Source organism: Prescottella equi (assembly GCF_002094305.1).
Taxonomy (GTDB): Bacteria; Actinomycetota; Actinomycetes; order Mycobacteriales; family Mycobacteriaceae; genus Prescottella; species Prescottella equi.
The window spans coordinates 74,258-101,054 of sequence record NZ_LWTX01000010.1 but is presented as its reverse complement, the minus strand read 5'-3'; the positions used below and the strand labels follow the sequence as shown (position 1 = coordinate 101,054).

General features: G+C 69.4%; 21 protein-coding genes. 13 read left to right on the top strand and 8 right to left on the bottom strand.

Annotation, left to right across the window (positions count from 1 at the left end; genetic code table 11):
- Positions 1 to 2: 2 nt before the first annotated feature.
- From A6I89_RS20910 to A6I89_RS20890, 5 genes are all read right to left on the bottom strand, one after another.
- Positions 3 to 764, bottom strand: a complete 762-nt coding sequence (locus A6I89_RS20910) for a crotonase/enoyl-CoA hydratase family protein (RefSeq protein ID WP_005514407.1) — start codon at positions 762 to 764, stop codon at positions 3 to 5.
- A complete protein-coding gene (locus A6I89_RS20905) occupies positions 754 to 2,268 on the bottom strand; it encodes a class I adenylate-forming enzyme family protein (RefSeq protein WP_022594908.1) in 1,515 nt (504 codons plus the stop codon). Before A6I89_RS20905 ends, A6I89_RS20910 begins: the two co-directional genes overlap by 11 nt.
- 85 nt (positions 2,269 to 2,353) lie before the next feature.
- Positions 2,354 to 3,172 (bottom strand): enoyl-CoA hydratase/isomerase family protein, encoded by an 819-nt coding sequence (locus A6I89_RS20900; protein ID WP_022594906.1) that lies wholly within the window; start codon positions 3,170 to 3,172, stop codon positions 2,354 to 2,356.
- A 22-nt stretch (positions 3,173 to 3,194) separates the two neighbouring features.
- Positions 3,195 to 4,076 (bottom strand): alpha/beta fold hydrolase, encoded by an 882-nt coding sequence (locus A6I89_RS20895; RefSeq protein WP_022594904.1) that lies wholly within the window; start codon positions 4,074 to 4,076, stop codon positions 3,195 to 3,197.
- A 117-nt stretch (positions 4,077 to 4,193) separates the two neighbouring features.
- The gene (locus A6I89_RS20890) at positions 4,194 to 6,557 is read right to left on the bottom strand and encodes an ATP-binding protein (protein WP_022594902.1); all 2,364 of its coding nucleotides are present in this window, start codon (positions 6,555 to 6,557) and stop codon (positions 4,194 to 4,196) included.
- A gap of 94 nt (positions 6,558 to 6,651) precedes the next feature.
- Here A6I89_RS20890 and A6I89_RS20885 point away from each other — a divergent pair, with 94 nt between their 5' ends.
- Both A6I89_RS20885 and A6I89_RS20880 read left to right on the top strand, forming a co-directional pair.
- A complete protein-coding gene (locus tag A6I89_RS20885) occupies positions 6,652 to 7,356 on the top strand; it encodes a GNAT family N-acetyltransferase (protein WP_022594900.1) in 705 nt (234 codons plus the stop codon).
- Between the two features lie 29 nt (positions 7,357 to 7,385).
- On the top strand, positions 7,386 to 8,456 hold the full coding sequence (locus A6I89_RS20880; protein ID WP_022594898.1) for a glutathione S-transferase family protein: 1,071 nt from the start codon (positions 7,386 to 7,388) through the stop codon (positions 8,454 to 8,456).
- A gap of 7 nt (positions 8,457 to 8,463) precedes the next feature.
- Here the strand turns inward: A6I89_RS20880 and A6I89_RS20875 are convergent, their stop codons facing one another.
- Positions 8,464 to 8,850, bottom strand: coding sequence for a VOC family protein (locus tag A6I89_RS20875; protein WP_037085474.1), 387 nt, complete (start codon positions 8,848 to 8,850; stop codon positions 8,464 to 8,466).
- A 180-nt stretch (positions 8,851 to 9,030) separates the two neighbouring features.
- Here A6I89_RS20875 and A6I89_RS20870 point away from each other — a divergent pair, with 180 nt between their 5' ends.
- The 8 genes from A6I89_RS20870 to A6I89_RS20835 all read left to right on the top strand — a co-directional run bounded on the left by A6I89_RS20870 (position 9,031) and on the right by A6I89_RS20835 (position 21,551).
- Entirely contained in the window at positions 9,031 to 9,750 is a 720-nt protein-coding gene (locus tag A6I89_RS20870) for a hypothetical protein (protein ID WP_022594896.1), read from the top strand.
- Positions 9,751 to 9,783: 33 nt separating this feature from the next.
- Positions 9,784 to 10,602: an alpha/beta fold hydrolase gene (locus A6I89_RS20865; RefSeq protein ID WP_022594894.1), complete on the top strand. Its 819-nt coding sequence runs from the start codon at positions 9,784 to 9,786 to the stop codon at positions 10,600 to 10,602.
- Positions 10,603 to 10,632: 30 nt separating this feature from the next.
- Positions 10,633 to 11,031 carry a DUF6153 family protein gene (locus A6I89_RS20860; protein ID WP_139794593.1) on the top strand — a complete coding sequence of 133 codons (399 nt, stop codon included), beginning with the start codon at positions 10,633 to 10,635 and terminating at the stop codon, positions 11,029 to 11,031.
- A gap of 83 nt (positions 11,032 to 11,114) precedes the next feature.
- The gene (locus A6I89_RS20855; protein WP_013415415.1) at positions 11,115 to 11,831 is read left to right on the top strand and encodes a DUF305 domain-containing protein; all 717 of its coding nucleotides are present in this window, start codon (positions 11,115 to 11,117) and stop codon (positions 11,829 to 11,831) included.
- A 134-nt stretch (positions 11,832 to 11,965) separates the two neighbouring features.
- On the top strand, positions 11,966 to 13,009 hold the full coding sequence (locus A6I89_RS20850; protein ID WP_172504566.1) for an ABC transporter ATP-binding protein: 1,044 nt from the start codon (positions 11,966 to 11,968) through the stop codon (positions 13,007 to 13,009).
- Positions 13,006 to 13,770, top strand: a complete 765-nt coding sequence (locus A6I89_RS20845; protein ID WP_005514422.1) for an ABC transporter permease — start codon at positions 13,006 to 13,008, stop codon at positions 13,768 to 13,770. The genes A6I89_RS20850 and A6I89_RS20845 overlap by 4 nt, the downstream gene beginning before the upstream one ends.
- 73 nt (positions 13,771 to 13,843) lie before the next feature.
- A complete protein-coding gene (locus A6I89_RS20840) occupies positions 13,844 to 17,668 on the top strand; it encodes an ABC transporter ATP-binding protein (protein ID WP_044990728.1) in 3,825 nt (1,274 codons plus the stop codon).
- 112 nt (positions 17,669 to 17,780) lie between these two features.
- Positions 17,781 to 21,551 carry a multifunctional oxoglutarate decarboxylase/oxoglutarate dehydrogenase thiamine pyrophosphate-binding subunit/dihydrolipoyllysine-residue succinyltransferase subunit gene (locus tag A6I89_RS20835; protein ID WP_080668381.1) on the top strand — a complete coding sequence of 1,257 codons (3,771 nt, stop codon included), beginning with the start codon at positions 17,781 to 17,783 and terminating at the stop codon, positions 21,549 to 21,551.
- 209 nt (positions 21,552 to 21,760) lie between these two features.
- On the opposite strand, the gene A6I89_RS20830 is transcribed toward A6I89_RS20835, so the two are convergent.
- The gene (locus A6I89_RS20830; RefSeq protein WP_013415410.1) at positions 21,761 to 22,372 is read right to left on the bottom strand and encodes a TetR/AcrR family transcriptional regulator; all 612 of its coding nucleotides are present in this window, start codon (positions 22,370 to 22,372) and stop codon (positions 21,761 to 21,763) included.
- A 71-nt stretch (positions 22,373 to 22,443) separates the two neighbouring features.
- Here A6I89_RS20830 and A6I89_RS20825 point away from each other — a divergent pair, with 71 nt between their 5' ends.
- Genes A6I89_RS20825 through A6I89_RS20815 form a run of 3 tightly spaced genes read left to right on the top strand, consistent with a single transcriptional unit; the run spans position 22,444 to position 25,807 of the window.
- Positions 22,444 to 24,030 (top strand): flavin-containing monooxygenase, encoded by a 1,587-nt coding sequence (locus tag A6I89_RS20825; protein WP_022594885.1) that lies wholly within the window; start codon positions 22,444 to 22,446, stop codon positions 24,028 to 24,030.
- Entirely contained in the window at positions 24,027 to 24,857 is an 831-nt protein-coding gene (locus tag A6I89_RS20820; protein WP_022594883.1) for an SDR family NAD(P)-dependent oxidoreductase, read from the top strand. The genes A6I89_RS20825 and A6I89_RS20820 overlap by 4 nt, the downstream gene beginning before the upstream one ends.
- A 14-nt stretch (positions 24,858 to 24,871) precedes the next feature.
- The gene (locus A6I89_RS20815) at positions 24,872 to 25,807 is read left to right on the top strand and encodes an alpha/beta hydrolase (RefSeq protein ID WP_022594882.1); all 936 of its coding nucleotides are present in this window, start codon (positions 24,872 to 24,874) and stop codon (positions 25,805 to 25,807) included.
- On the opposite strand, the gene A6I89_RS20810 is transcribed toward A6I89_RS20815, so the two are convergent.
- Positions 25,766 to 26,692, bottom strand: a complete 927-nt coding sequence (locus A6I89_RS20810) for an ABC transporter substrate-binding protein (RefSeq protein WP_022594881.1) — start codon at positions 26,690 to 26,692, stop codon at positions 25,766 to 25,768. The two genes, A6I89_RS20815 and A6I89_RS20810, sit on opposite strands and share 42 nt — an antisense overlap.
- Between the last annotated feature and the right edge of the window lie 105 nt (positions 26,693 to 26,797).

The following is a 26,797-nucleotide window of genomic DNA, read 5'->3' as shown; positions in this document are numbered from 1 at the left end:
CGTCAACGCCCCTTCCACACGGGTGCGCGCTTCTCCGCGAAGGCGGTGGCACCCTCGCGCGCGTCCTCGGAACCGAAGACCGGCCCGATCACCTCGAGCTGCCGGGCGAACGCCTCGTCGGCGGCCCACTCGCCGGATCGGACGAGTACCTCCTTCGTCTTCGCGACGGCGAGTGGCCCGTTGGCGGTGATCCGGTCCGCCAACGCGAGGGCGCCGGCGAGTGCACCGCCGGGTTCGGTCAGCGTGTTGACGAAACCGTATGCGGCGGCCTCCTCGGCGGTGAACGGGTCGCCGGTGAGCGCGTACTCCATCGCCTTCTGATACGGAATCCTCTGAGGCAGACGCAGGAGCCCTCCCGCACCGGCGGCCAACCCGCGCTTGACCTCGGGGATACCGAAACGGGCCTCACGCGAGGCCACCACCAGGTCGGTGGCGAGCACCAACTCGGTACCGCCCGCGAGCGCGTAGCCCTCGACCGCCGAGATGATCGGCTTGCGCGGCGGCGACTCCGTGAAGCCGAGCCCCCGGCCCGGAGCCACGATGTTCTCACCGGCTACGAACGCCTTGAGATCCATACCGGCGCAGAAGTTTCCGCCCGCTCCCGTGAGGATCGCGAGCGACAGACCGTCGTCCTCGTCCAGCTCGTCGACCGCCGCCGCCAGGCCCCGGCTGACCGCACCGTTGATCGCGTTGCGGGCCTGCGGGCGATTGATCGTGATGACCAGCACCCGCCCCCGGCGCTCGAGGAGAACCTCATCCGACATCTGCGTTTCCCTTCGTCGTGGAACACGAATTCTCCAACCACGCGCGCACCGACGGCCGATCGACCCGTCCGGTCGATCCTCGCGGCAGGTGCCGCACACGCGCACACAGCCGAGGCGGCAGACGGTGCCCGAGGGGGCCGTCGAGGTACTCCCGGACCGCGTCGAGGTCGAGCGCGACGCCCGGCGCCGGCACCACCGCGACCGCGAGGTCGGGTCCCCGTGGCGTCGACACTCCGACCACGACGGCCTCCTCGATTCCCGGGAAGTCCAGCAGGACAGCCTCCATCTCACGGCTGTAGACCACCCCACGCGGGATCTCGACTGCATCCGCCGCCCGACCGACGAGCCGGACCTCGCCACCCCGGCCCATCCGTACGACGTCGCCGGTGTGCAGCCATCCCCCGGCGATCGTGCGCGCTGTGGCTGCGGGGTCGCCCCAGTACCCTCGCATCACGCTCGGCCCCCGGCACCACAACTCGCCGATCCCGTCCTCCGAGCCGGCGACCGCGAACTCCATTCCCCCGTGCGGCGATTGGGGGCGATCGGCACCCGAACTCATCTGGACCACGAGCCCGGCACCGCCGGTCTCGGTCATCCCCCAGCCCGAGACGACGTCCGCGGCGGGAAAACGCTCGCGCAACAGACGCAGGGTGGCCCCGGACAGCAACTCGTCGTCGTGGGCCAGGACCCGTAGCCGCCCGAAACGGGCCGAGGAGACGCGTGCCACCTCCCGACACAACGGAGCGGGAGCCGAAAGACGTTCGATGCCTTCGCTTTCGATCGCGTACAGCACGCTGTCGGCGTCGAACTCGGGAGCGAGAACGACGGTGCCGCCAGCCACCAGGGTCGGCAGCAACTGCGCGACACACGCGGCCGCCGAACTGAGCGGCAACGCCACCGCGTGCCGGACCCCGTCCGCCCCGCCGGCCCACGAACCGATCACCGCCTCGACGGTGGACAGAACGTTCTCGTGGCTCAGTTCGACGCCCTTGGGGGCTCCGGTCGTCCCGCCGGTGTAGAACAGCAGCGCCGTGTCGGGGGGCGACGCGCCGTCGTCGATGAAGGGTGTGCCGCTGGGGAGTTCACCGTCGAGCACCAGCAGACAGCCGCTGTCCGCGAGAACGTGCCGGAGCTGCCGGGTCCCGTGTCCCGGGTGCACCGGCACCGGCACACCGCCGGCGAGCAGCACTCCCAGGAAGGCCTGCACCCATCGCACGCCGTTCGGCATCCGGACCCCGACCCGGTCACCGATGCCGACTCCCTGCTCGAGCAGACCGCCGGCGACTCGGGACGCCGACGTCCACAACTGCGCGTAGGTGAGCCGCGGTCCGCCGCCCGCCTCGACGACGGCCTCGCGCCCGCCGTACCGGTGCGCGGAGATGTCCAGCAGTTCGGTGAGGCACGGCGTCAGCCCGGTGTAGTGAAGCAGGCCGTCGGCACGGCGCACCATGCGGCCGCCGAGCGACGGGTCCGCGACGGCCGGATACTCGAGCAGCGACGCCATTGCCACCTCCACCGAGTCGGTTTGGCCCCGACTATATGACCCGCGTCACAGAAGTGGCGAGCGAACCACGCGGCACCGGCCGGCCTCACCGGCCGGTGTAGGTCGCGTGCCCGGGTCCTACGTCGAGGAAACTACGGACCGCCCGGCGCAGGTCGTCGGTGTCGAACAGTTCGCCCGACACCTCCGGAGTGACCGAATCCGCGTGCGTCACACCGCCCGCCCTCCAGGCGGCGACGATCTTCTTGGTCGCGGCGTGGGCACGGGTCGGGCCGTTCGCGAGTCGCTCGACGAGTGCTCGCGATTGCGCGTCGACGTCCTCGTGCACGTAGTTCACGACACCCCACTCACGCAGAGTGGGCGCGTCGTACAGGTCGGCGGTCATCACCAGTTCCCGGGCCCGGCCGGAGCCGGCCCGTTCGGCCAGCCGCTGCGGGCCACCCATCGACGGAGTGAGGGCGACAACCGTCTCCACCAGCCCGAACCGGGCCTTCGGTCCGGCGACGACGATGTCGCACGCGAGCGCGATCTCGAATGCCGCGGTGAGCGTGAGCCCGTGCGCCGCGAACACCACAGGGCACGGCAGCGCCTCGATCGGATGGCAGATGCGCGCGAACAACGACTCCCACAGCTCGCTTCCCTGCTCCGGCGTCAACCCGTCGAACACGTGGACGTCGACACCCCCGGAGACCACCTTCCCCTCCGCCCGCAGCAGCACTGCCCGCGGCGGTTGCGCCGTGAGGTCTGCGATGTCGGCGACGACGGCGTCGAACATCGCTTGGTCGAAGAGATTCAGTGGCCCGTTGTCCAGGGTGAGCACGGCGACCTCGGCGCCACCGGCAGTGGCGATGCGTTCGAGTCGGGTGGGACGGACACTTCCGGACGCCTGCGCGGATGACTCGGTCATCGCCCCAGCGTCGCACAGGCCGTCAGGCCGCGGCACTCGTCGTCGACAGCAGGACGCTGCCCATCGCCCGGCCGAAGCCGTCCGGGTCCCCGATCAACCAGCCGTGGCAGCCGGCGACCCGGTGCACCTGCGGCTCTCGAAGCGCAGTTCGCAACGACTCGAAACTTGCGCGAGGAATGAAGGTGTCACCACTGCTCCACACCAGTGTGGCCGGTACGCCGCGGTCGACGACCTCCTCGGCTTCGGCACGCAGATCCGCGGACCGGGCCAGTTCCCCGATCCGCCACAGCGCGGCCGGATCCCGTACCGCGTTGCGCAGGCTGGCGCCCGCGATGGACGCGATCGCCGATCCCGGGGTTCCCGTGAGGACCGCGTCGGCGAGCGCGGACGCACCCCACCGCCACAGCGGCCGGTGCCGGATCTCGCGGACGGTGCCGCTCGGGGACCACGCGCCGCCGCCGACGGAGTTGACGAGCACGAGTTGCGACACCCGGTCGACGCGCGCGTGGGCGGACGCCAGCGCCACGCCGCCGCCGAACGAATGACCGACCACCGGGACGGGTTCGTCGATGCCGACCGCGTCGAGGAAGCGGGCGACCCAGTGGCCGTAACCCGCGAAACCGTGCTCGCGGTGCGGCAGGGCGCCGGTGCCACCGAAGCCGGGCAGCGCGGGTGCGTACACGCGCACGCCGACGGCGGCCAACCGCTCCACGGCAGCGGCGTAGGTGCGCGGCGCCAGCCCGAATCCGTGCAGGAACAGCACCGGAGTACCCGACCCCGCGATCCCGTACGGCACGGTGCGCCCGTCGACCGGCACGTCGCGCCAGCGGAGGCGGGGCCGGACCTCGGGCACGACTGCGGCGGCCGGGTCGATCGAACGATGGACGGGCGGCTGGTGATGCAAGGCGGCACCTCGACTTCCGGTATGCGTTGCATCACACGTTTCCGGCCGCCCGCGGATACCGGGACGGTGGATCTACCCGTTTCGGCTACCTGTTTCCGGCTCGGGCGCCATCGCGGATCACGCCCGGTTCCGCTCCGCCACCCATGCCGCGATCTGGGTGCGGGATCCGAAGCCCAACTTGGCGAGCACCCGCTCGACATGCCCCTCCGCGGTGCGCTGCGAGATCACCAGGGTCTCGGCGATCTCCCGGTTCGTCATGCCCTGCGCGACCAGATCGGCGACCTGCCGTTCCCTCCGGGTGAGGCCCGGCGACTCCTCCGCGGGCACCACGATCCGCATGGGGGCCGTCGGGGCGTCCATCTCGCCTCGGGTCAACCCCGAACTGTCGCTCCGGTGCAGCGCGTAGTCCGTGGCGTCGGCGAACTCCAGTGCGGCCCCGCGAGCGAGTGCGCCCTCGAACGCGCGCTCACCGAGCAGCGCGCGGGAGCGGCGACGGCACTCCTCGTGGAACATCAGCATGGTCGGTATCAGCACCGGGGGTACCCCCATCGTCTGCCGGAGGGACTGTGCGGCGCCGGAGAGCACTGCCGCCCGGTCGCCGTCCCGCGCCTGGGCCGCCTCCCAGGCCAGCGCCTCGATACACCCCGCGCCCGCGAACCGGTCGTCCACCAGGACGGCCAGCGTCAGCGCCTCGGTGAACAGTGAGCTCGCACGTTCGTATTCGCCCTGCCGCCACAGGCTCAGCCCCAGGAGGAACATCGCCCGCGCGCGGTACTCCGACTCGCCACGAGAACGGGTGATGGCGAGCACTTCCTCGAGGCAGGCCCGTGCGACGCCGACGTCCCCGCTCATACCGGTCACCAAGCCCAGTCCCAGCAGCGCCCAGATGAGCCCGTGCGGATCCGGCAGGCTCCGCATGGGCCCGACCGCACGCTCGAAGAACCCGATCGACTCGGCCAACTCGCCCCGGTACAGCGCCTGACGCCCCCGGGCATGCGCGACGAGGGCGTCCACGACGGGATCACCGATCACCACCGCGAGCTGCCCGGCCTCGGCGACCAGCGCCGCTCCCGCCGTGAAGTCCTCCTGCATGCCCGCGAGTTGGCTGGCGAAGCACAGAGCCGAGATCCGCGCCCGGCCCGGACCGGCATCAGACGCGTCGAGCGCCCGTGCGAACCAGTGCCGTCCCTCGCCGAGCATCCCGCGGCAGAACCAGAAGGGGTACAGGGCGTTCGCCATCCGCACCGCGTACTCGCCCGAGCCGGGCTCGGTCACGCCGAATTCGAGGGCGTCGCGCAGGTTCGCCCGCTCCCGGGTCAGTCGAGCGATCCGCTCCGGCTGCTCGGGGCCCACCCAATTCGCGTGCGAACTCTCGGCGAATCCGAGGTACCAGTCCCGGTGCCGCGTCCGACACTCCCGGCACAGGCCCGACTCCTCGAGCTTCTCCTGCCCGTAGTCGCGCAGCGTCTCGAGCATGCCGTAGCGCACACCGGCCGCCGACTTCTCCACCGTGAGGATGGACTTGTCGACCAACGAGGCCACCAGGTCGACCATGTTGCCCGCACCACCTCGATCGGCGCAGATGCTCTCCACGGCGTCGAGTTCGAATCCTCCCGAGAACACCGACAGCCTGGCCCACAATCGCTGTTCCTCCCGGGTGCAGAGGTCGTAGCTCCAGTCGACACTCAGGCGCAGGGTCTGCTGCCGCGTCGGCGCCACGCGGCTCCCCGCAGTGAGGATGCGATAGCGGTCGGTCAAACGGTCGAGAATCTGGTCGAGCGAGAGCGCCCGAAGACGCGCCGCAGCCAGTTCGATCGGCAGCGGCAGCCCGTCCAGTCGGTGACAGATCCGGACCACCGTCTCCCGGTTGTCGTCCGTGACCGCGAAATCCGGGACGGCCGCGCGGGCGCGTTCCTCGAACAGCGTCACCGACTCGTATCCGGGCAACGCCTCGAGGCTCGGTGGCCGGTCGGGATCCGGCACCGCCAGCGGGGGAACGCGCAGGACGGCCTCACCGCCTACCCCGAGCGGCTCCCGGCTCGTTGCGACGACCCGAACCCCCGGGCACTCCCGCAGCAGTTCGTCGACGAGCTTCGCAGCCGCGTCCAACAGGTGTTCGCAGTTGTCGAGGACGATCAGGGCGTTCCGGCTCGTCAGGTGTTCCGCCAGCAGGTGGGACGGCGACTGCGCAGCCTGGTCGTGCAGTGCGAACACCGCCGCGACCGTGTCGGGCACCAGACCCGGATCGTGCAGATCCGCGAGTTCGACGAACCATGCACCGTCCGGGAAGTCGCGCCGCACATCCTCGGCCACCCGCAGCGCCAATCGCGTCTTGCCGACTCCGCCGATTCCGATGAGTGTCACCAGCCGCGACTCGGCGAGCAACCTCTTGGCACCGGTGACATCGCGCCGCCTACCGACGAAGGTCGTCAACGTGGAGGGGAGGTTTCCCAGCCCCGTGCTACGTGCGGTGGGCGACATGAGCACTCACGCTCCCTCGATCCGCCTTGCTGATTCGACGGTACGCCCATCGGCGCCGGATCAGTGGTCCGCGGCAGGCACTACCGTTGTTCGCGTGGACGGCCATCAGATCGACATCATCCGGCTGGCGTGGGCCCGGGAACTGGGGCTTTCGGACCGCGCCCTCGGCGAGCCCGGCACCCGCCACGTGCGGGTCGACGAGACGACGGACCGGATCCGGTTCGTCACGGTCTCGGGTGCGAGTGCGCTCGTGGGTCCGGACTGGGCGGTGGAACGGGCACGGCTGCACGACGACGACGAACTGGTCCACGGCGGCGGGCTGCTCGCCCTCGCGAAGGACCACGCCGGACGCTGTTCGGGTCCCGTGGAACTGGGCTGGGCGGCCGACTTCGGCAAGAGCATCGCGGTCGACGAGCCGCTCGTCTCGCACGAGCGCGAGCACGTCGTCGCGCTCCAGAGTCTGTGCCCACCGGACGACGTCGCCGAAGCCGGCCTCACCGGCAAGTCCACGTGGTACACGATCGTCGACGACGATCACCGTCCCCTCGCATCCGCCGGTTACACGGAATGGCAGGGCATCGTCGCCGACATGGGCGCACTGACGGCCCCGTTCGCGCGGCGCCGCGGGCTGGGGATGACCGCGGCGCAGCTGGCCACCAACGACGCCCTCGATGCCGGCCTGATCCCGCAGTGGCGCGCCCACCGCGACAACGTCGCGTCCCGGCGGCTGGCGGCCCGGCTGGGCTACGAAGAACTCGGAACCCACCTGTCGATCGCGGTCACCCCCAGTACCGTGTGAGAAGGACCGACACACGGAGCTGATGCGCGATGAGTGACGACGGGAACGACCGCACGGACAGCACGTCCGAGACGGGAGCGGGCGCCGATTTCGTGGAGCCCGGCAAGGAATTCACGCGCGACACCCGCTACATCACCACCCGGATCACCGCCGACGGCCGGGACGGCTATCCCGTAGAGCCCGGGCGGTACCGGTTGATCGTGGCCCGCGCGTGCCCGTGGGCCAATCGCGCGATCATCGTCCGCCGCCTGCTGGGCCTGGAAGATGTTCTGTCCATGGGCATCTGCGGTCCCACGCACGACGAGCGGAGCTGGACGTTCGACCTCGATCCGGGCGGTGTCGATCCCGTGCTGCGGATCCCCCGACTGCAGGACGCCTACTTCGCCCGCTTCCCCGACTACCCGCGCGGCATCACCGTGCCGGCGATGGTGGAGATCTCCACCGGGCAGGTGGTCACCAACGACTTCGCCCAGATCACTCTCGACCTGTCGACCGAGTGGAAACAGTTCCATCGCGAGGGCGCCCCCGACCTGTATCCCGAGGATCTGCGCACCGAGATCGACGAGGTGTCCGATCTGGTGTTCCACGACGTCAACAACGGGGTGTACCGCTGCGGCTTCGCCGGATCACAGGACGCCTACGACGCCGCCTACGACCGACTCTTCGCCCGACTCGACTGGCTCACCGAACGCCTGTCGACACAGCGCTTCCTGGTGGGCGACACCATCACCGAGGCCGACGTCCGGCTGTTCACGACGCTCGCCCGATTCGACGCCGTGTACCACGGACATTTCAAGTGCAACCGCAGCAAGCTGTCGGAGATGCCTGTGCTGTGGAACTATGCGCGAGATCTGTTCCAGACGCCCGGGTTCGGTGACACCATCGACTTCACCCAGATCAAGCAGCACTACTACATCGTGCACCGCGACATCAATCCGACGCAGATCGTGCCGAAGGGTCCGGACCTGTCGCCCTGGCTCGAACCGCACGGCCGCGAAGCGCTGGGCGGACGCCCCTTCGGGAACGGCACCGCGCCACATCCTCCGCGGCCGGAAGAGGTTGTGCCCCCGTCGCACTGGGCCACCGAACGGCACGAGTGAGCGTGGTTCACTCACCGGTGTAGGTGCCGAAACTCCAGTACACGCCCTCCGGATCGCGGCACGTGAATCCGCGCGAGCCGTAGTCCTCGTCGCGCAGACCGTCGACAACGGAGGCGCCTGCATCCACCGCCCGCAGGTACAGCCCGTCCGGGTCGTCCGTCACGAGGTACACCGCCCCGACGCCGCTGGGCAGCTCGCCGAGCACGGAGTCCTCACGCGGGGAGCCGAGCATCACGCCCCCGCCGCCCGGCCACACCAACTCGGCGTGGTCGACGCGGCTGCCCTCGCCGTACACCGCCTTCTCCTCGAAACCGAACGCCTCGACGAGGAACACGATCGCCGCACGGGCGTCCGCGTATCGCAGGGCGGGCCAGACCCGGGTCGCACCGGACATGTCGAACACCTGCTCTCGGCTCGGCGTCACGGACCGGTCCAGCCTATCCGCGCCACCACCCCCCGAGCGGGGAATTCGGCGGTCGTCTCGCCCGTTTCCATATAGTTGGCTGACGACCGCCCGGACCGCCGACACCGGAAACCGATGTGAGGACCGACGATGGCCGATAAGCAGAGCCGAATGGAGTCGACGATCGTCTCCGTCCTGGACAACGCGAGCCGACTGCAGGCCCCAGCGGTCGCGAAGTACGTCGAACGCGTGCGGCGCGCCCACCCCGATGAGACGCCCGCGCAGATCGTCGCGCGCATGGAGAAGATGTTCCTGAGGGCCGTCACCGGCAGCGGCAGCGCGGTCGGGGCCACCGCTGCGGTTCCCGCGGTGGGCACGGTGGCGTCGATCGCCGCGGTCGGCGCCGAGACCGCGTTCTTCCTCGAGGCCTCGGCACTGCTCACGCTCGCGATCGCGTCCGTTCACGGCATCTCCCCCGTCGACCACCAGCAACGTCGCGCCCTCGTCCTGGCCGTGGCGCTGGGCGAATCCGGAATGGAGATCGTCGAGAAGGCCACCGGAATCACCGCGACCAACTGGGCGCGACTCGTCACCGGCCGGATTCCGTCCGGGACGATGAAGACGATGAACACCTCCCTGGTCCGCAAGTTCGTGACCAAGTACGCCGCCAAGCGCAGTGCCCTGGTCCTCGGCAAACTCCTGCCGGCGGGTGTCGGCGCCGTCATCGGCGGTGCGGGAAACCGCGCGATCGGACGTGGTGTGATCGACAATGCTCGTGAGGCCTTCGGACCGGCACCGGCGCTGTGGCACGACCGGGCCGGTCTGCCGGGCGAGGCGCGACTGCACGTGGTCGAGCCTCCCGACAGTGAGACCCGCGCCATCCGGCGCTGAGGACCGGGGCCGGACGAGGAAAGGAAGGGCGCCGTGCTTTCCGAAACTCCTGACCCACCCCACGTCCTGGCCGTCGGCGCCGGGGACCGCACCGTGGTGCTCGTCCACGGGTACTCCGACCACGGCGGCACGTGGCAGAAGGTGATCCCGACGCTCGCCGAGCGATATCGCGTGCTCGCGGTGGACCTGCCCGGTTTCGGGCGCAGTTCCGGGTACTGGCGCGAACCGCTCATCGACGGCTACGTGGAGGCCCTCGCCGATCTCGTCGCCGACGAACCGGAGCCCGTGAGCGTGATCGGCAACTCGCTCGGATCGGTGACGGCACTCGCCTTCGCTTCGCAGCGGCCGGACCTCGTCGCGAACGTCGTGCTGTCGGACATGCCCGGCGTCACCGGAATCCCGCGCACGTGGACGCGGGGCACCCAGCTGCGGCTCGACAGGATCACCCGGCTGCTCACCGCACCGCTGCCCGACCGCTACCTACAACAGATGATGGGCGCCGTCTATGCGGGCCTGGCGCTGCGTCATCCGCTCCGCGCCGACGCGGCCGTCCGCGCCGGATACAGCGAGCACTACGCGACGCGGCAGCAGGTCTCGAACCTGCTCGCGATCGGCACCGTCGTCATCCGCGAGATCGCGGATCTCCCGATTCCCCGGATGCTCGACGAGCTGACCGTGCCCGCACTCCTGCTGTGGGGCGAGAACGACCTCCTCACCCCCGCCAAGGCCGCGCGCCGGGTGACCGTCACCGCGGACCGCGCCGTCGCCGTCATCCCGAGTTGCGGGCATTGTCCGCAGCTGGACTGCCCCAGCGAGTTCCTCGCGGAGGTGTTGCCCTTTCTGGCCCGGTGACCGACCCTTCCGGTCGGTACAGTCGAAGGCATGCCCGGCCAGCTTCGAGTGACGTTCGCTCGACTCGTGGCCCTCTGCGCGCTCACCCTCGGTGTTCTCGCGATGCATCACGTGACGACGGGCACGCTCGCGGAGCCGACCGCCTCCAGCCACCACGGGCCGGGACATTACGGCCACCCCGCACCGGACCCGAGCGGTGCGCCCGACGACACCGACCACGCCCCAGATCACGGGGCCTTCCACCTCTGCCTCGCAGTGCTCGTCGCGGCGACCCTCACCCTCGCGATCTGGTTGCTCCTGCGGACCGCCCGGACCCGGCGCATCCGCCTGCCCCGAGCAGCGGGACCTGCAGGCCGCGCCGGCCGCGGGCCACCGTTCGCCCCCACCACGTCGGCGTTCCTGTCGTCGCTCTGCATCCTGCGGGTGTGACAGGGCCACTGCGGCGCGGCTTCTCCGCCGTTCCGGCCGCAGTCCGGACCCCGATCACCGAATACGTGAGGAAAGTACGAATCATGAACAGCAAGCGCATGCTCGTCGCCGTCGGATCCGCAGCAGCGGTCGTCGCACTCGTCGCCGGATGCACCAGCGACGAATCCGACGACAACGCGACCACCAGCGCCACCACGAGCGCCTCGGTCAGCGCGTCCGGCACCGCCGAACAGGGCGGCCCGCACAACGACGCGGACGTGGAGTACGTCCAGATGATGATCCCGCATCACGAACAGGCCGTCGAAATGGCCGAGCTGGTCCCGAGCCGCACCGGGAATCCCGACATCATCGCGTTGGCCGACCAGATCGAGAAGGCCCAGGGCCCCGAGATCGAGCAGATGGAGGGCTGGCTGAAGGCGTGGGGCGCACCGGAGCCGAGCAAGGCCGAGGCCCCCGGCGCCACCAGCGACGGCATGGATCACGACGGCATGGAGGGTGACGGGACGTCGATGCCCATGCAGTCGATGCCCATGACGTCGATGAACTCGATGCCCGGCATGGAGGGCGGCGGCCACGGCATGATGTCCGCCGAGCAGATGCAGGCACTCGAGAACGCGAAGGACGCCGAGTTCGACAAGATGTGGCTCGAGCTGATGATCGCCCACCATCAGGGCGCGGTCGCCAGTTCCGAGCAGATCCTGCAGACCGGTGAGAGCGAGCAGGTGCGCCAACTGGCGCAGCAGATCGTGTCCTCTCAGCAGGCGGAGATCGCGCAGATGGAAGCCCTGCTGAACAAGTAGGTCCGCGCCCGTCGGGATGTCGGGTGCCCGGCTCGTCCTTCGACGCCGGGCACTCGCCGTCCGAACCGGTCGGTACCCTCGTCGGGATTCGATCGCCACCGGTCGACACGAGGGGGACATTCGTGAGTGTGCAGATGGGACCGCCGGCCGCGATCGAAGCGCGCCGGCTGTCCAAACAGTTCAAGACTGTACGGGCCGTGACCGACCTGAGTTTCACCGTCCCGCTCGGGTCGATCACGGGATTCCTCGGTCCCAACGGTTCCGGAAAGACGACGACCCTCCGGATGCTGCTGGGCCTCGTTCGTCCGACCGGCGGCGACTCTCGCATCCTCGGGGTTCCGTTCCACACCATCGAGGAGCCCGCGCGTGCCGTCGGGGTCGTCCTGGACTCGCGCGGCCTGCATCCCGCCCGCACGGCGCTCGACCACCTCCGCGTGTACGCGTCGGCCATCGGCGTACCGGACGGACGCGCCGCTCAGATGCTGCACCTCGTCGGCCTGACCGAGGCCGCCGACCGTAAGGCCGGCACGTTCTCGCTCGGCATGCGTCAACGGCTGACCATCGCCACCGCCATGCTCGGCGACCCGCAGATACTCGTCCTCGACGAGCCGTCGAACGGCCTCGACCCCGAAGGCATCGCGTGGCTGCGCGACTTCCTGATCGGTTTCGCGCGCTCCGGACGCACCGTGCTCGTCTCCAGCCACCTGCTCCGGGAGGTCGAGCAGATGGTGAGCCATGTCGTGATCGTCAGCCGCGGCACGCTCGTCCACCAGGGATCGATGGACGCGCTGCGGGCCGCTCACCGGGCGCGCCTGCTGGTGTCGTGCTCGGATCCGGCCCGCCTCGCGACCGCACTGGCTGCGACGGGCGTCGTCGACATCCAGCACCTCGCGGACGGCCGCATCGCGATCGGCGGAGCCGATCCCGCCACTGTCGGCCATGTCGCTGCGGAAGCGGACGTCACGGTGTTCGGTGCGGTCACCGAGCACGTGGACCTCGAGCAGGTGTTCCTGGCCATGACGTCCGGGCAGTACGCCGCCGCACCGGGCTCCGGGTTCGCGCCGGGCTACGGACCGCCGCCACCCGGCTACGGCGCCCCTCCCGCATACCCGCAGGCCCCGATACCGCCACCGGTCCAGCCGTGGTTCGGTCCCACGAACGGCGGTGGACCGCGATGAACCGACTGCTCACCGCCGAGTTCCGCAAGATCACCACCCTGCGTCTGTGGTGGGCGCTCGGGCTGGCTCCGCTCCTGATCGGCCTGCTCTCCGGCGCGATCAGTGTGCCGTTCGTGTCGGCACTCGCGCAGGAGACCGAGTCCGACGAGCTCGCGATCGCCGTCGCTGCAATCGGCCTGTTCGTCGCGCTCGGTTCGGTGTTCCTGTTCGCGGCGCTCTTCGGCGCGCTCAACGCCGGTGCCGAATACCGGCACAACACGTTCGCCGGCACCTTCCTCACCACCCGCGGCCGCGACCGGGTCGTCGCCGCCAAGCTCCTCGCGACGGCCGCCGTCGGACTCCTCTACTGCCTGGTCGTCGAAGTCGTCAGCGTGCCGCTGCTGCTCGCCTTCGCACCCGACGACTTCCGGGTCGATTCCACGATCGTCGGCGTGCTCCTGATCGGACTGGTCGCGTCCACGCTGTGGACGTTGCTCGGTGCCGGACTGGCGCTGGCGACGGCGTCGTCGATCGGCAGCGCCGTCGGCATCGTGGCCTGGTACGTGGTCGGCGAAGGGACAGTGCGTCTCGTGCTGTCCGGACTCGGACTGGGCACCGTCGCCCAGTGGCTACCAGGATCGGTGACGCTCACCGCTTTCGCCGCTGTCGTCGACGACAGCATCACACCCGGTTGGCCGCAGTGCCTGGTCGCGTTGGCACTCTGGGCGGCGGCGTCGTGCGGACTCGGATGGTGGGCCACCCGGCGCCGCGACATCACCTGATCCGGTATCGCCCGATCCGGGGCCTCGGCGCCCCCGACATGACTGTCGGGGGACCGGACTACCGTTGATCGGGATGGCAACACAGGATGCGACACCGGTCACCGACATTCGCCGCGGCTGGATACGACGACTCGCCGCGGAGTGCTTCAGCCACCGGAGGACCGCCGTGGGCGCGCTCGCGGTGACGGCGGTGGCGGCGCTCATCGACATCGTGTTCCCGCTGCTCACGAAGGTCGCGGTCGATGCGGCGTCGGGCGGCGAATCCTCCGCCACCCGCGTCATCGCGGGCATCGCCGCGCTCATCGCGCTCCTCGGCGTCGTCCGGTTCGGATGCCAGTACGGGCGACGAATGCTCGCGGGACGGCTGTCCCTCGACGTGCAGCACGACCTGCGACTGGGCCTGCTCGGCTCCCTGCAGCGGCTCGACGGCCGCGGCCAGGACCAGATCCGCACCGGCCAGGTGGTGTCGCGGTCGATCACCGACCTGCAACTCGTCCAGGGGCTGCTCGCGATGGTGCCCATGTCGGCGGGCGTGGTGCTGCAGTTCGTCCTCGCGCTGGTGATCATGGCGTGGCTCTCGCCGCTGCTGACCCTCGTTGCGCTCGTGGTGGTGCCCGCGGTCGCCCTCGTCGTGTACCTGGTGCGGCCCACACTGTTCGCGGCCACGTGGTCCGCCCAGCAGCGCGCCGCCGACCTCGCCCAGCACGTCGAGGAGACCGTGACCGGTGTGCGGGTGGTCAAGGGCTTCGGACAGGAATCCCGGGCGGTGGATCAGCTCGAGGGCCTCGGACGCACGCTGTACGCCGAGCGTCTGCGAGCCGCCCGGATCAACGCTCGGTTCGCGCCGTCGATGGCAGCGATCCCCCAGCTCGGCCTCGTCGGTGTCGTGGCGCTCGGCGGGTACCTGGCCCTGCACGACCGGATCACCGTCGGCACGTTCCTCGCGTTCGCCGCATACGTCGCCACCATGACGGCCGCGACCCGCACACTGTCGCAGGTCGTGATCATGGCGCAGCTGTCGCGGGCCGCGGTCGAGCGGGTGTACGAAGTCATCGACACCGAACCCGAGGTGTCGGATCCACCGCACCCGATCGACCTTCCGGACGGCCCGCTCGGCGTCCGGCTCCGTGACGTCGGTTTCGGCTTCGACGCCGACCGAGCCGTCCTGTCCGGCCTCGACCTGACCATCGCGCCCGGCGAATCCGTCGCTGTCGTCGGCCCGGCCGGATCCGGCAAGACCGCACTGTCGCTGCTGCTCCCCCGCTTCTACACCCCGAGTGCCGGAACCGTCGCGCTCACCGCCGACGGCCGAGAGTTCGACGTCGCCGACGTGCGCGCCGACCAGCTTCGCGAGGCCGTCGGTCTGGTGTTCGACGAGCCGTTCCTGTTCTCGGACACCATCGCGGCCAACATCGCGCTCGGACGCCCGGACGCGAGCGCCGAAGAGATCCGGGCCGCCGCGAAACTCGCCCAGGCCGACGAGTTCGTCTCCGCGCTCGCCGACGGATACGACACCGTCGTGGGCGAGCGGGGTCTCACCCTGTCGGGCGGTCAGCGCCAGCGCGTCGCGCTCGCCCGCGCGCTGCTCGTCGACCCGCGCGTCCTGATCCTCGACGACGCGACGTCCGCGGTGGACGCCACCACGGAGGCCGTCATCTTCGACGCCATCCGCAGCGGACGGGAGCGGACGACGCTCATCCTGGCGCACCGGCGGTCCACGCTCACGCTCGCCGATCGCGTCGCGGTCCTGGACGAGGGCCGGATCATCGACATCGGCACGGTCGACGAGCTCGACGAGCGGTGCCCGCTGTTCCGTGCGCTGCTCGCGTCCCCGGATCCGACCGACACCACCGAGGACGCCGCTCCCGTCGCCACCGCGCCGGACCCCACCGAGGCCCGGCTGTGGCCGGACGTCGAGGACGACGACGGCGAGTACGCAACCGGCGACGGCATCCCGGCCCGACCGGGCCACGGGCACGGCGGTGGCGGCGGACACATGAGCGGCGCACTCGGCGGGGTGGCGGCGACACCGGAGTTGCGGCGTGCGGTCGATGCACTGCCGCCCGCCGACGAGGACCCCGAGACCAACACGCGCAAGCTGCGTCGCGACGACCCCGAGTTCCGGTTGAGCCGGCTGCTGCGTCCGGTGCGGTGGATCCTCGCCGGCGTCGTCGTGTGCCTGGCGCTGGACTCGCTGATCGGCATCACCTTCCCGGCGATCGTCCGGTACGCGATCGACCACGGCATCGTCCCGGGCGATTCGGGACCGCTCTGGGCGGCCGCGGCTCTCGGCACGGTGCTGGCCCTCATCGGTTGGCTCGTCGTCGCGGTCCTCACGGTCATCACGGCCCGGGCCGGCGAGCGGGTGCTGTTCGGGCTGCGCGTGCGCAGCTACGCCCACCTGCAGCGGCTTGGCCTGGACTACTACGAGCGCGAGCTGTCCGGTCGGATCATGACGCGGATGACGACCGACGTCGATGCGCTGTCGTCGTTCATCCAAACAGGCCTGTCCACGGCCGTGGTGTCGCTGTTGACCCTGGTCGGGATCGCGGTCGCGCTGCTCGTCACCGACGCCACCCTGGCTCTCGTCGCGCTGGCCGCGCTCGTGCCGTTGACGATCGCGACCGTCGTCTTCCGTCGCGTCTCCAGCACCGCGTACTCGGTGTCGCGGGAGCGTATCTCCCTCGTCAACGCCGAGTTCCAGGAGAACGTCGCCGGCCTCCGCGCCGCGCAGGCGTACCGCCGCGAGGAGTTCACCGCACAGCGGTTCGCCGAGCGCGCGGACAGCTACCGCCGCAGCCGGATGCGCTCGCAGCGGGCGATCTCGGTGTACTTCCCGTTCATCACGCTGCTGTCCGACCTGGCGCTGGCCGCGGTCGTGTTCGTGGGCGCGCAGCGGGTGGCCGACGGGTCCGCGACCGCCGGCACGCTCGTCGCGTTCGTGCTGTACCTCGGGCTGCTGTTCGGACCGATCCAGCAGCTCTCCCAGGTGTTCGACGGCTACCAGCAGGCCGACGTGGGCCTGCGCCGGATCGGGGATCTGCTCGCCACCCCCAGTTCGATCGAGACAGCCGGCGCCGAACACACCGTCCCGATCAGCGGCCACCTGCGCGGCGACGTGACCTTCGACGACGTCAGTTTCCGGTATCAAGGCGCCGAGTCCGACGCGCTCAGCGACGTCTCACTGCACATTCCGCCCGGCACCACCGTCGCGCTCGTCGGGCGTACCGGCGCGGGCAAGTCGACCGTCGTCAAGCTCCTCGCCCGCTTCTACGACCCGACGACGGGCTCGGTGCGGGTGGATTCCGAGGACCTGCGCCGCTATCCCCTGCACGACTATCGGCGTCGCCTCGGCGTCGTGCCGCAGGAGGCACACCTGTTCACCGGTACCGTCGCGAGCAACATCGCGTACGGGCGGCCGGAGGCGAGCCGCGCCGAGATCGAGGCGGCCGCACGTGCGGTGGGCGCGTTGCCGACGATCGCGGCGCTCCGCGGCGGCATGAATCAACCGATCGGCGAGCGGGGCCAAGGTCTGTCCGCCGGGCAGCGTCAGTTGATCGCGCTGGCACGCGCCGAGATGGTCGATCCGGACGTGTTGTTGCTCGACGAGGCGACCGCGACCCTCGACCCCGCGACCGAGCGGCTCGTCCTCGAATCGAACCGCATGGTCACCCGGAAACGCACGTCAGTGGTGGTCGCGCACCGGCTGGCGACCGCCGCCCGCGCCGATCTCGTCGTGGTGGTGGACGGCGGCCGGATCGTCGAAAGCGGTGCTCACAGCGCACTTCGTCATGCGGGTGGTCACTACACGCGACTGTGTGATGCGGCAGCGCGCGAACAGGGGAATAATCGGTCGGCGAGAACCGTCTTCGATGGTGACCCCATCGCAACAGTGTGAGACAGCCGACACGCGGCGGACCGGATGGCCGAGCCCGACGCGCGGAGGCTAGCCTCATGTGTATAGGCGCTCTGATCGGGTACCGAAGAAAGAAACGAGGCGAACACCTGCCGTGAGCAGCAGCTCTACTTCCCAGTTCGGACAGAACCAGTGGTTGGTTGACGAGATGTACCAACGCTTCCAGGATGATCCCTCATCCGTGGACGCGAGTTGGCACGAGTTTCTGACGGATTACTCGCCCGACGCGGCGAATGCCGCCGGGAACGGTGAGGCGCTCAACGGCGCCGGTGATGTCGCCACCGAGGCCGCGAACGGGGCCACCGCCCCCGCACCGGCTGCTGCAGCTCCCGCCGCACCGGCACCCGCTGCGCCCCCGGCCGCGCCTGCCGCTCCGGCACCCAAGCCCGCCGCCGCCCCGGCGCCCAAGGCTGCGGCACCGAAGGCCCCGGCCCCGAAGGCTGCGGCACCCAAGCCCGCCGCGGCTGCTCCCGCGGAGACCTCCACGCAGGACACCAACCAGGTCCTGCGCGGTGCGGCCGCCACCGTGGCCCGCAACATGTCCGCCTCGCTGACCATCCCGACGGCCACCAGTGTTCGCGCCGTCCCGGCCAAGTTGATGTTCGACAACCGCATCGTCATCAACAACCACCTCGCCCGTACCCGTGGCGGCAAGGTCTCCTTCACCCACATCCTCGGCTACGCGATCGTGCAGGCGGTCAAGTCGTTCCCGAACATGAACCGGCACTTCGCCGAGATCGACGGCAAGCCGAACGTCGTCACCCCGGCGAGCACCAACCTGGGTCTGGCCATCGACCTGCCGGGCAAGAACGGCAGCCGTTCGCTGGTCGTCGCAGCCATCAAGGGCTGCGAGTCGATGAACTTCGTGCAGTTCTACGGCGCCTACGAGGACATCGTCCGGCGCGCGCGCGACGGCAAGCTCACTGCCGAGGACTTCTCCGGTGTCACGATCTCGCTGACCAACCCGGGCGGCATCGGCACCGTGCACTCCGTGCCGCGCCTGATGCAGGGCCAGGGCGCCATCATCGGCGCCGGCGCGATGGAGTACCCGGCCGAGTTCCAGGGTGCGAGCGACGAGCGCATCGCGGAGATGGGCGTCGGCAAGCTCATGACGCTGACCTCCACCTACGATCACCGGATCATCCAGGGCGCCGAGTCCGGCGACTTCCTGCGCACGATCCACAACCTGCTGATCAGCGACGAGTTCTACGACGAGGTCTTCCACTCGCTGCACATTCCTTACGAGCCGGTCCGCTGGCGCAAGGACGTGCCGGAGGGCGCCGTCGACAAGAGCACCCGTGTGCTCGAGATGATCGCCGCGTACCGCAACCGTGGCCACCTGATGGCCGACACGGATCCGCTGCAGTTCGTCAAGGACAAGTTCCGCAGCCACCCGGACCTCGACGTCACGAGCCACGGCCTGACGCTGTGGGACCTCGATCGCGAGTTCAACGTCGGTGGTTTCCACGGCAAGTCGCGGATGAAGCTGCGCGACGTCCTGTCGATCCTGCGCGACGCGTACGCCCGCCACATCGGCGTCGAGTACACGCACATCCTCGAGCCGGAGCAGCAGGCATGGCTGCAGGAGCGGGTCGAGGCTCCGCACGTCAAGCCGACGGTGGCGCAGCAGAAGTACATCCTGAGCAAGCTCAACGCCGCCGAGGCGTTCGAGACGTTCCTGCAGACCAAGTACGTCGGCCAGAAGCGCTTCTCGCTCGAGGGTGCCGAGTCCGTCATCCCGATGATGGACGCGATCATCGACCAGGCGGCCGAGCACAAGCTCGACGAGGTCGTCATCGGCATGCCGCACCGTGGTCGCCTGAACGTCCTGGCGAACATCGTCGGCAAGCCCTACTCGAAGATCTTCACCGAGTTCGAGGGCAACATGAACCCGGCGGCCGCGCACGGCTCCGGCGACGTGAAGTACCACCTGGGCGCCGAGGGCACCTACATCCAGATGTTCGGCGAGAACGACATCAAGGTCTCGCTCACCGCGAACCCGTCGCACCTGGAAGCGGTCGACCCGGTCCTCGAGGGCCTCGTCCGCGCGAAGCAGGACCTGCTGGACAAGGGCCAGGACGGCTTCACCGTCATGCCGCTGATGCTGCACGGTGACGCGGCGTTCGCCGGTCAGGGTGTCGTGGCCGAGACGCTGAACCTGGCGCTGCTGCGCGGCTACCGTACGGGCGGCACCGTGCACGTGGTCGTCAACAACCAGGTCGGCTTCACCACCGCCCCGGAGCACTCGCGTTCGTCCGAGTACTGCACCGACGTCGCGAAGATGATCGGCGCGCCGATCTTCCACGTCAACGGCGACGACCCCGAGGCCTGTGTCTGGGTTGCGCAGCTGGCCGTCGACTTCCGCGAGAAGTTCGGCAAGGACGTCGTCATCGACCTCATCTGCTACCGCCGTCGCGGTCACAACGAGGGCGACGACCCGTCGATGACGCAGCCGGCGATGTACGACCTGATCGACACCAAGCGCAGCGTTCGCAAGAGCTACACCGAGGCGCTGATCGGCCGCGGCGACATCTCGCTCAAGGAGGCCGAGGACGCGCTGCGCGACTACCAGGGCCAGCTGGAGCGGGTGTTCAACGAGGTTCGCGAGCTCGAGAAGTTCAAGCCGGAACCGTCGGAGTCGGTCGAGCTCGACCAGACCCCGCCTGCCCGCCTGACCACGGCTGTCGATGCCGCGACGCTCGCCCGTATCGGCGACGCGTTCGTCAACGTGCCCGACGGCTTCACGGTGCACCCGCGCGTCAAGCCGGTCATCGAGAAGCGCAAGGAGATGTCCCGCGAGGGCCACATCGACTGGGCGTTCGCCGAGCTCCTCGCGTTCGGTTCGCTGGCCGAGCAGGGCGCCCTGGTGCGCCTGGCCGGTCAGGACTCGCGCCGCGGCACGTTCACGCAGCGCCATTCGGTGCTCATCGACCGCAAGACCGGCGACGAGTACAACCCCATCGCGGAGCTCGCGACGGCAGCCGACAACGGCGGCAAGTTCATGGTGTACGACTCGGCGCTCACCGAGTTCGCGGGCCTGGGCTTCGAGTACGGCTACTCGGTCGGCAACCCCGACGCCCTCGTGCTGTGGGAGGCGCAGTTCGGCGACTTCGTCAACGGAGCGCAGACCATCATCGACGAGTTCATCTCGTCCGGTGAGGCCAAGTGGGGTCAGCTGTCCGACGTCGTGCTGCTGCTGCCGCACGGCCACGAGGGCCAGGGCCCGGACCACACGTCGGGCCGCATCGAGCGGTTCCTGCAGCTGTGCGCCGAGGGCTCGATGACGGTTGCCATGCCGTCGACCCCGGCCAGCTACTTCCACCTGCTGCGTCGTCACCACCTCGACGGCATCCGCCGTCCGCTCGTGGTGTTCACGCCGAAGTCGATGCTGCGCAACAAGGCTGCGGTCAGCAACCTCGAGGACTTCACCACCGGCAAGTTCCGGTCGGTGTTCGAGGAGCCGTCGTACGAGTCCGAGGGCGCCGACCGCTCCAAGGTCAAGCGCGTGCTGCTGACCTCGGGCAAGATCTACTGGGAGCTGCTCGCCAAGAAGCAGAAGGAGAACCGCGACGACGTCGCGATCGTCCGGATCGAGCAGCTGTACCCGATCCCGCGCCGCCGCATCGCGGAGACGCTGGACCGCTACCCGAACGTCAGCGAGTTCTTCTGGGTCCAGGAGGAGCCGGCGAACCAGGGTGCGTGGCCGTTCCTCGGCCTGGCTCTGCCGGAGCTGCTCCCCGAGCGGCTCGCGGGCATCAAGCGCGTCTCCCGTCGCGCGATGTCGGCACCGTCCTCCGGCTCGAGCAAGGTTCACGCCGTCGAGCAGCAGGAGATCATCGAGACCGCGTTCTCGCCGACGAAGTGATCCCGCTGATCGGCTGACCAGCCGAACACGACACCGGCCCGTCCACTTTCCGAGTGGGCGGGCCGGTGTCGTTCTCTGCCCCGTATCGGGCGTCCCCGCGATAAGTGCGCAAAACGCGAGATCCAGCACCCGTCCCCCGCGATAAGTGCGCAAAACGCGAGACCGAGCCGGCGCGCCCCCGCGATAAGTGCGCAAAACGCGGGGCAGGGTCAGCCGCCGAGAAGGGCCTCCGCGGCGCCGGCGCTGAGGGCCACCGCGGGCAAGGCGGTGACGAGTAGTTCGATCAGTTCGTCCCGGGGGATTTCGGGTCCTCGCAGCCACGTGATCGTGGCCTCCTCGACGAACGCGATCCACCCCCGCACCGACAGGGCGATGCGGGCGTCGGGCTCGATTCCGAGACTCGGCAGTTGTTCGACGACGCGTCGCGCCATCTCGGCTCGAGTGCTTTCGAATACCTCGCGCATCGCCGGATCACCACTCGCGGTCCCCCGCAGCAGCGACACGTACGTGTCACGGTTCTCGGAGACGTAGTCGACGTACGCAGCCATGACGTCGCGCAGCATGTCGATGACCGGGAGCTCGAGGTTCGGCGCGGTGCGCGCAAGCATCTCGGCACTGGAGTGGCGCACGATGGCGACATGGAAGTCGTGCTTGGACGCGAAGTAATGGAACAGCAGACCACGGGACACGCCGGCCTGGTCGGCGATGTCCTCGACGGAGATCTGTTCGAGCGGCCGGTCGGCCAGCATCCGGACACCGAGGTCGATGAGCTGGGCACGCCGTTCCTCCGGGCTCAGGCGTACTCGTTTGACGGCATCCATGGACCACACCTTACTGAATTGCAGTCAGTAAGCTATTGACTGCTGATCAACAAGCTCCTACGCTCCCATACATGAGTCTTCCAGTCACAGATACTTCCGCCCGGGCCGCGTCCCCGCGCCAGGTCGACACCCTGATCATCGGCAGCGGCTTCGCAGGCCTCGGCGCTGCTATCAAGCTGGTCCAGGAGGGCAAGCACGACTTCCTGGTACTCGAGCGCGGCAACGACGTCGGCGGCACGTGGCGCGACAACACGTACCCGGGTGCCGCGTGCGACGTCCCGTCCCACCTGTACTCGTACTCGTTCGCACTCAATCCCGAGTGGACGCGTTCGTTCTCGCCGCAGCCGGAGATCCAGAACTACATCGCTTCGGTGGCTCGCAAGCACAACGTGCTCGACAAGCACATCTTCGGGTGCGAGGTGCAGTCCGCTCATTGGAACGCGGAGACTGCGCACTGGGATGTGCAGACGTCGAAGGGCAACTTCGTCGCGAAGATCGTCGTCGCCGCTGTCGGCGCCCTGTGCGAGCCGTCGCTGCCGGACATCGCGGGCATCGAGGGCTTCGAGGGCGAGATCTTCCACTCCGCGCAGTGGAATCACGACGCCGACCTGAACGGCAAGCGGATCGCGGTGATCGGCACCGGAGCGTCGGCCATCCAGATCGTGCCGCAGCTGGCGGCCAAGGCCGCGCAGCTCGACGTCTACCAGCGGACCGCGCCGTGGATCCTGCCGCGGGCCGACCGCGAGTACACCAAGGCCGAGCACCTCGCGTTCAAGTACGTCCCGGGATTCCAGAAGCTGTGTCGCACCGGCATCTACTGGATGCGCGAGACTCAGGTGGTCGGTCTGGCGAAGGCGCCGATCTTCATGAAGCCGTTGCAGTTCGCTGCCGAACGGCACCTGCGCCGGCAGATCAAGGATCGGGAGCTGCGCCGTAAGGTGACCCCGAACTTCCAGATCGGCTGCAAGCGCATGCTGATCTCCAACAACTACTACCCCGCCCTCGCGCAGCCGAACGTCGACGTCGTCACCGACGGCATCGCCGAGGTGCGCAAGAACTCCGTCGTCGACCGAAACGGGGTCGAGCGTGAGGTCGACGCGATCGTCGTCGCCACCGGCTTCCACGTCACCGACTCCCCCACGTTCGCCGGCATCTTCGGCAAGGACGGCCGGTCCCTCGCGCAGACGTTCGACGAGGGCGGCCAGCAGGGCTACAAGGGGTCGGCGATCGCGAACTTCCCCAACATGTTCTTCCTCGTCGGTCCCAACACCGGTCTGGGCCACAGCTCGATGGTCTTCATGATCGAGTCGCAGCTCAACTACGTGGTCGACGCGATCAAGGTGATCGAGCGCTACGACATCGGCACCATCGAGGTCCGCAAGGACGCGCAGGACGCGTACAACCGCGAACTGCAGGCCAAGCTCTCGAAGAGTGTGTGGAACAACGGCGGTTGCGCCAGTTGGTATCTCGACAAGCACGGCAACAACACCACGCTGTGGCCGGGCTTCACGTTCGAATTCCGCAACATGACCAAGCAGTTCGATCTCGGGGCGTACCGCAGCGTGACGACCGGCGATCTGCCGGCCACGACGACGGTCGCGGACCGCATCGACACCGAACTGACCGATCTCGACGACGACAAGGTGGCGGCACAGTGAGCGAGTTTGCAGGAAAGGTCTGCGTCATCACCGGCGCAGGCTCGGGAATCGGCCGGGCCCTCGCCCTGAACCTGGCCGGCCAGGGCGCGAAACTTGCGCTTTCCGACATGGATTCGGTGGGACTGGCCGAAACCGTTCGACAGGTGGAGTCCCTCGGCGCCGACGTCAAGTCCGATCATCTCGATGTCACGCAGCGCGAGGCGGTGCTCTCCTACGCCGACGCCGTGGTGGCCCACTTCGGCAAGGTGAACCAGGTGTACAACAACGCCGGCATCGCCTTCCACGGCGAGGTGGAGCGCTCGGAGTTCAAGGACATCGAGCGGATCATGGACGTCGACTTCTGGGGAGTCGTCAACGGCACCAAGGCATTCCTGCCGCACGTCATCGCGTCGGGCGACGGGCACATCGTGAACGTCTCGAGCCTGTTCGGCCTGCTGTCCATTCCGGGTCAGAGTGCCTACAACGCCGCGAAGTTCGCGGTGCGTGGGTTCACCGAGTCGCTCCGGCAGGAGATGCTGATCGCGAAGCACCCGGTGAAGGTCACGTGTGTCCACCCCGGCGGTATCAAGACCGCGATCGCACGCAACGCCACGATGCCCGACGGTGACGACCAGGCGACGTTCGCGCAGTTCTTCGACAGGCGCCTCGCCCGCACGACACCCGAGGAGGCCGCGAAGACGATCACCACCGGTGTCCGTAAAGGCAAGCCGCGGGTGCTGATCGGTGCGGACGCGAAGTTCCTCGACGCGTGGGTGCGAATCGTCGGCCCGAGCTACCAGCGGGTGGTCGCGACGGTCACGTCCCGCGTGCTGCCCAAGTCGAAGTAGCGGAGGTATCCACGGTGCGTGCGGTCCGCCTTCCCCTGCCCGTCGTCGAAGCGAGCATCAAGCCGTTCTACCGACTCGCGCTCGACGCGCGTCTCCCGGTCCGGGTACAGCGGGCGCTGTTGGACCTCGCCGCACCGATCCAGACCCTGCCCGACGGGACGGTCGTCGAGAGGACCACTCTCGCCGGCCGTCCCGCCGAGCGGATCACCGTCGGCGCCACCGAGCGGCGGCACGCGGTGCTGTATCTGCACGGCGGGGCGTACACCATCGGATCGCTCGGCACCCACCGTTCGCTCGCCGCGTACCTGGCACGCGAATCGGCCTCGGCCGTCTACACCCTCGACTACCGGCTGGCCCCGGAGCATCCGTTTCCGGCCGCTCTCGACGATGCCGTCGCGGCGTTCATCGAGTTGGTCACCGACCACGGGTTCACGGCCGATCGGGTGGCGGTCGCCGGCGATTCGGCCGGTGGCGGGTTGGCGCTCGCGACGGCCCGCCGGTTGATCGACACTCGGGGCCTGTCCCCGGCCGCACTGGCGCTCATCTCGCCGTGGGTCGATCCGGGTTCGCGCGAGGCGCCGTTCGATCGCGACACCGTGGTGAACACCGCGTGGGCCCACTCGTCCGCCGGGGCATACCTGGGCGGCGGCGACCCGGTCGATCCGGGCTACGCGCCACTGCACGGCGATCCCGCGGGGCTGCCACCCACCGCGGTCCACGTCGGCACGGCCGAGGTCCTCTACCCGCAGATCGTCGAGTTGGCCGCGCGCCTACGCGCGGCGGGGAACCGTCTCCACTACGTGGAGTACCCACGCCTGTGGCACGTCGCGCACCTGCAGGCGTCGTTGCTCGGGGAAGCCGCGGACGCCGTGGCCGACCTCGGCGGCTTCCTTCGCGGGGCCTTCGATTCAGACGTGCTCTTCGAGCCAGACGCCGGCGGCGTCGGCTGACGAGATCTCGCCGTCACGCACTCGCGCCGCCATCGCGGTCAGGTCGTCGGTGCTCAGTTGCAGGACCACGCTCAGACTTCGGACGTCGTCCGCGGTCAGCACACCGCTCCGGAAGAGCGGGATCACGTTCTGGGCCGTGAACGCGCCCTCGTCGTCGGTGAGCACGACCAACTCGTCCTGCGCGATCACCGGGTCGGCCGCGGTTGTCCCGCGCACCGGAGATGCCCCGACGACGGCCAGTTCGCGGGTGGCACCGGCCGGCGATCGGGTGGGCACCACCTCGGCGAACGTGCACCCGTACCGCGCCTGCAGCCGGTCGAGAGCGCCCGCGTCGGAAGCGAAGTCGTCGGACGCGTGGAGTGAGAGCGTGGAGCACCGGGGTGCGAGGTCGGCAACCGAACTCGCGCCCCACGACTCCGCCTGCTGCTCGGTCAGGACGAGCGCCGACCGGTCGTCGGCGGGGGCGTACTCGGACACCGAAAGACCCTGCGGCAAGGACCTGCTGAGGGCGTCGTACACGTCCTCGGCCTCGGTGGCGTCCGCCGTGGGGTCTAAGCGGTGCAGCAGCCGCCCGGTGTGCTCGGGCACGAGCGAGACGCGGTCGGCGTCCAGCGCGGCCAGGCGGTCCGCCTGGTCGCCCAGGCCCAGGACGAGTTCCGTGGACCGACCGCTCGCGCCGAGGGCACCCGCGTACAGACGGGCGACGAGTTCGCTCTCCACCGTGTCGGCCGCGCCGATCACCACCGTGGGAGCGGTGGGACCGCCCGTCCGGCTGCTCGTGTCGACCCCGCACGCCGTGGCGATCACGACTGCGGGAACCACCGTCAGCCAGGCCGCGAGACCTGCCGCACGCCCGAGGATGCCCCCATTTCCGTTCGGTGCCACCGTGTCCCTCTCCGATCGACGTCTCGTGCGACCCCGGCATCGTCGTGCCGTGCGGTTGTCGTACCTATCGTTACACTGAGTTCGCGCACCATCACGAGCGGTCGA

Bases quoted from the DNA above. Each gene is read 5' to 3' on its own strand.
- A6I89_RS20905 (WP_022594908.1), bottom strand. From the start codon at position 2,268: ATGGCGTCGCTGCTCGAGTATCCGGCCGTCGCGGACCCGTCGCTCGGC.
- A6I89_RS20900 (WP_022594906.1), bottom strand. From the start codon at position 3,172: ATGACCGAGTCATCCGCGCAGGCGTCCGGAAGTGTCCGTCCCACCCGA.
- A6I89_RS20880 (WP_022594898.1), top strand. From the start codon at position 7,386: ATGAGTGACGACGGGAACGACCGCACGGACAGCACGTCCGAGACGGGA.
- A6I89_RS20855 (WP_013415415.1), top strand. From the start codon at position 11,115: ATGAACAGCAAGCGCATGCTCGTCGCCGTCGGATCCGCAGCAGCGGTC.
- A6I89_RS20860 (WP_139794593.1), top strand. From the start codon at position 10,633: ATGCCCGGCCAGCTTCGAGTGACGTTCGCTCGACTCGTGGCCCTCTGC.
- A6I89_RS20845 (WP_005514422.1), top strand. From the start codon at position 13,006: ATGAACCGACTGCTCACCGCCGAGTTCCGCAAGATCACCACCCTGCGT.
- A6I89_RS20870 (WP_022594896.1), top strand. From the start codon at position 9,031: ATGGAGTCGACGATCGTCTCCGTCCTGGACAACGCGAGCCGACTGCAG.
- A6I89_RS20890 (WP_022594902.1), bottom strand. From the start codon at position 6,557: ATGTCGCCCACCGCACGTAGCACGGGGCTGGGAAACCTCCCCTCCACG.
- A6I89_RS20910 (WP_005514407.1), bottom strand. From the start codon at position 764: ATGTCGGATGAGGTTCTCCTCGAGCGCCGGGGGCGGGTGCTGGTCATC.
- A6I89_RS20850 (WP_172504566.1), top strand. From the start codon at position 11,966: ATGGGACCGCCGGCCGCGATCGAAGCGCGCCGGCTGTCCAAACAGTTC.
- A6I89_RS20875 (WP_037085474.1), bottom strand. From the start codon at position 8,850: ATGTCCGGTGCGACCCGGGTCTGGCCCGCCCTGCGATACGCGGACGCC.
- A6I89_RS20840 (WP_044990728.1), top strand. From the start codon at position 13,844: ATGGCAACACAGGATGCGACACCGGTCACCGACATTCGCCGCGGCTGG.
- A6I89_RS20825 (WP_022594885.1), top strand. From the start codon at position 22,444: ATGAGTCTTCCAGTCACAGATACTTCCGCCCGGGCCGCGTCCCCGCGC.
- A6I89_RS20830 (WP_013415410.1), bottom strand. From the start codon at position 22,372: ATGGATGCCGTCAAACGAGTACGCCTGAGCCCGGAGGAACGGCGTGCC.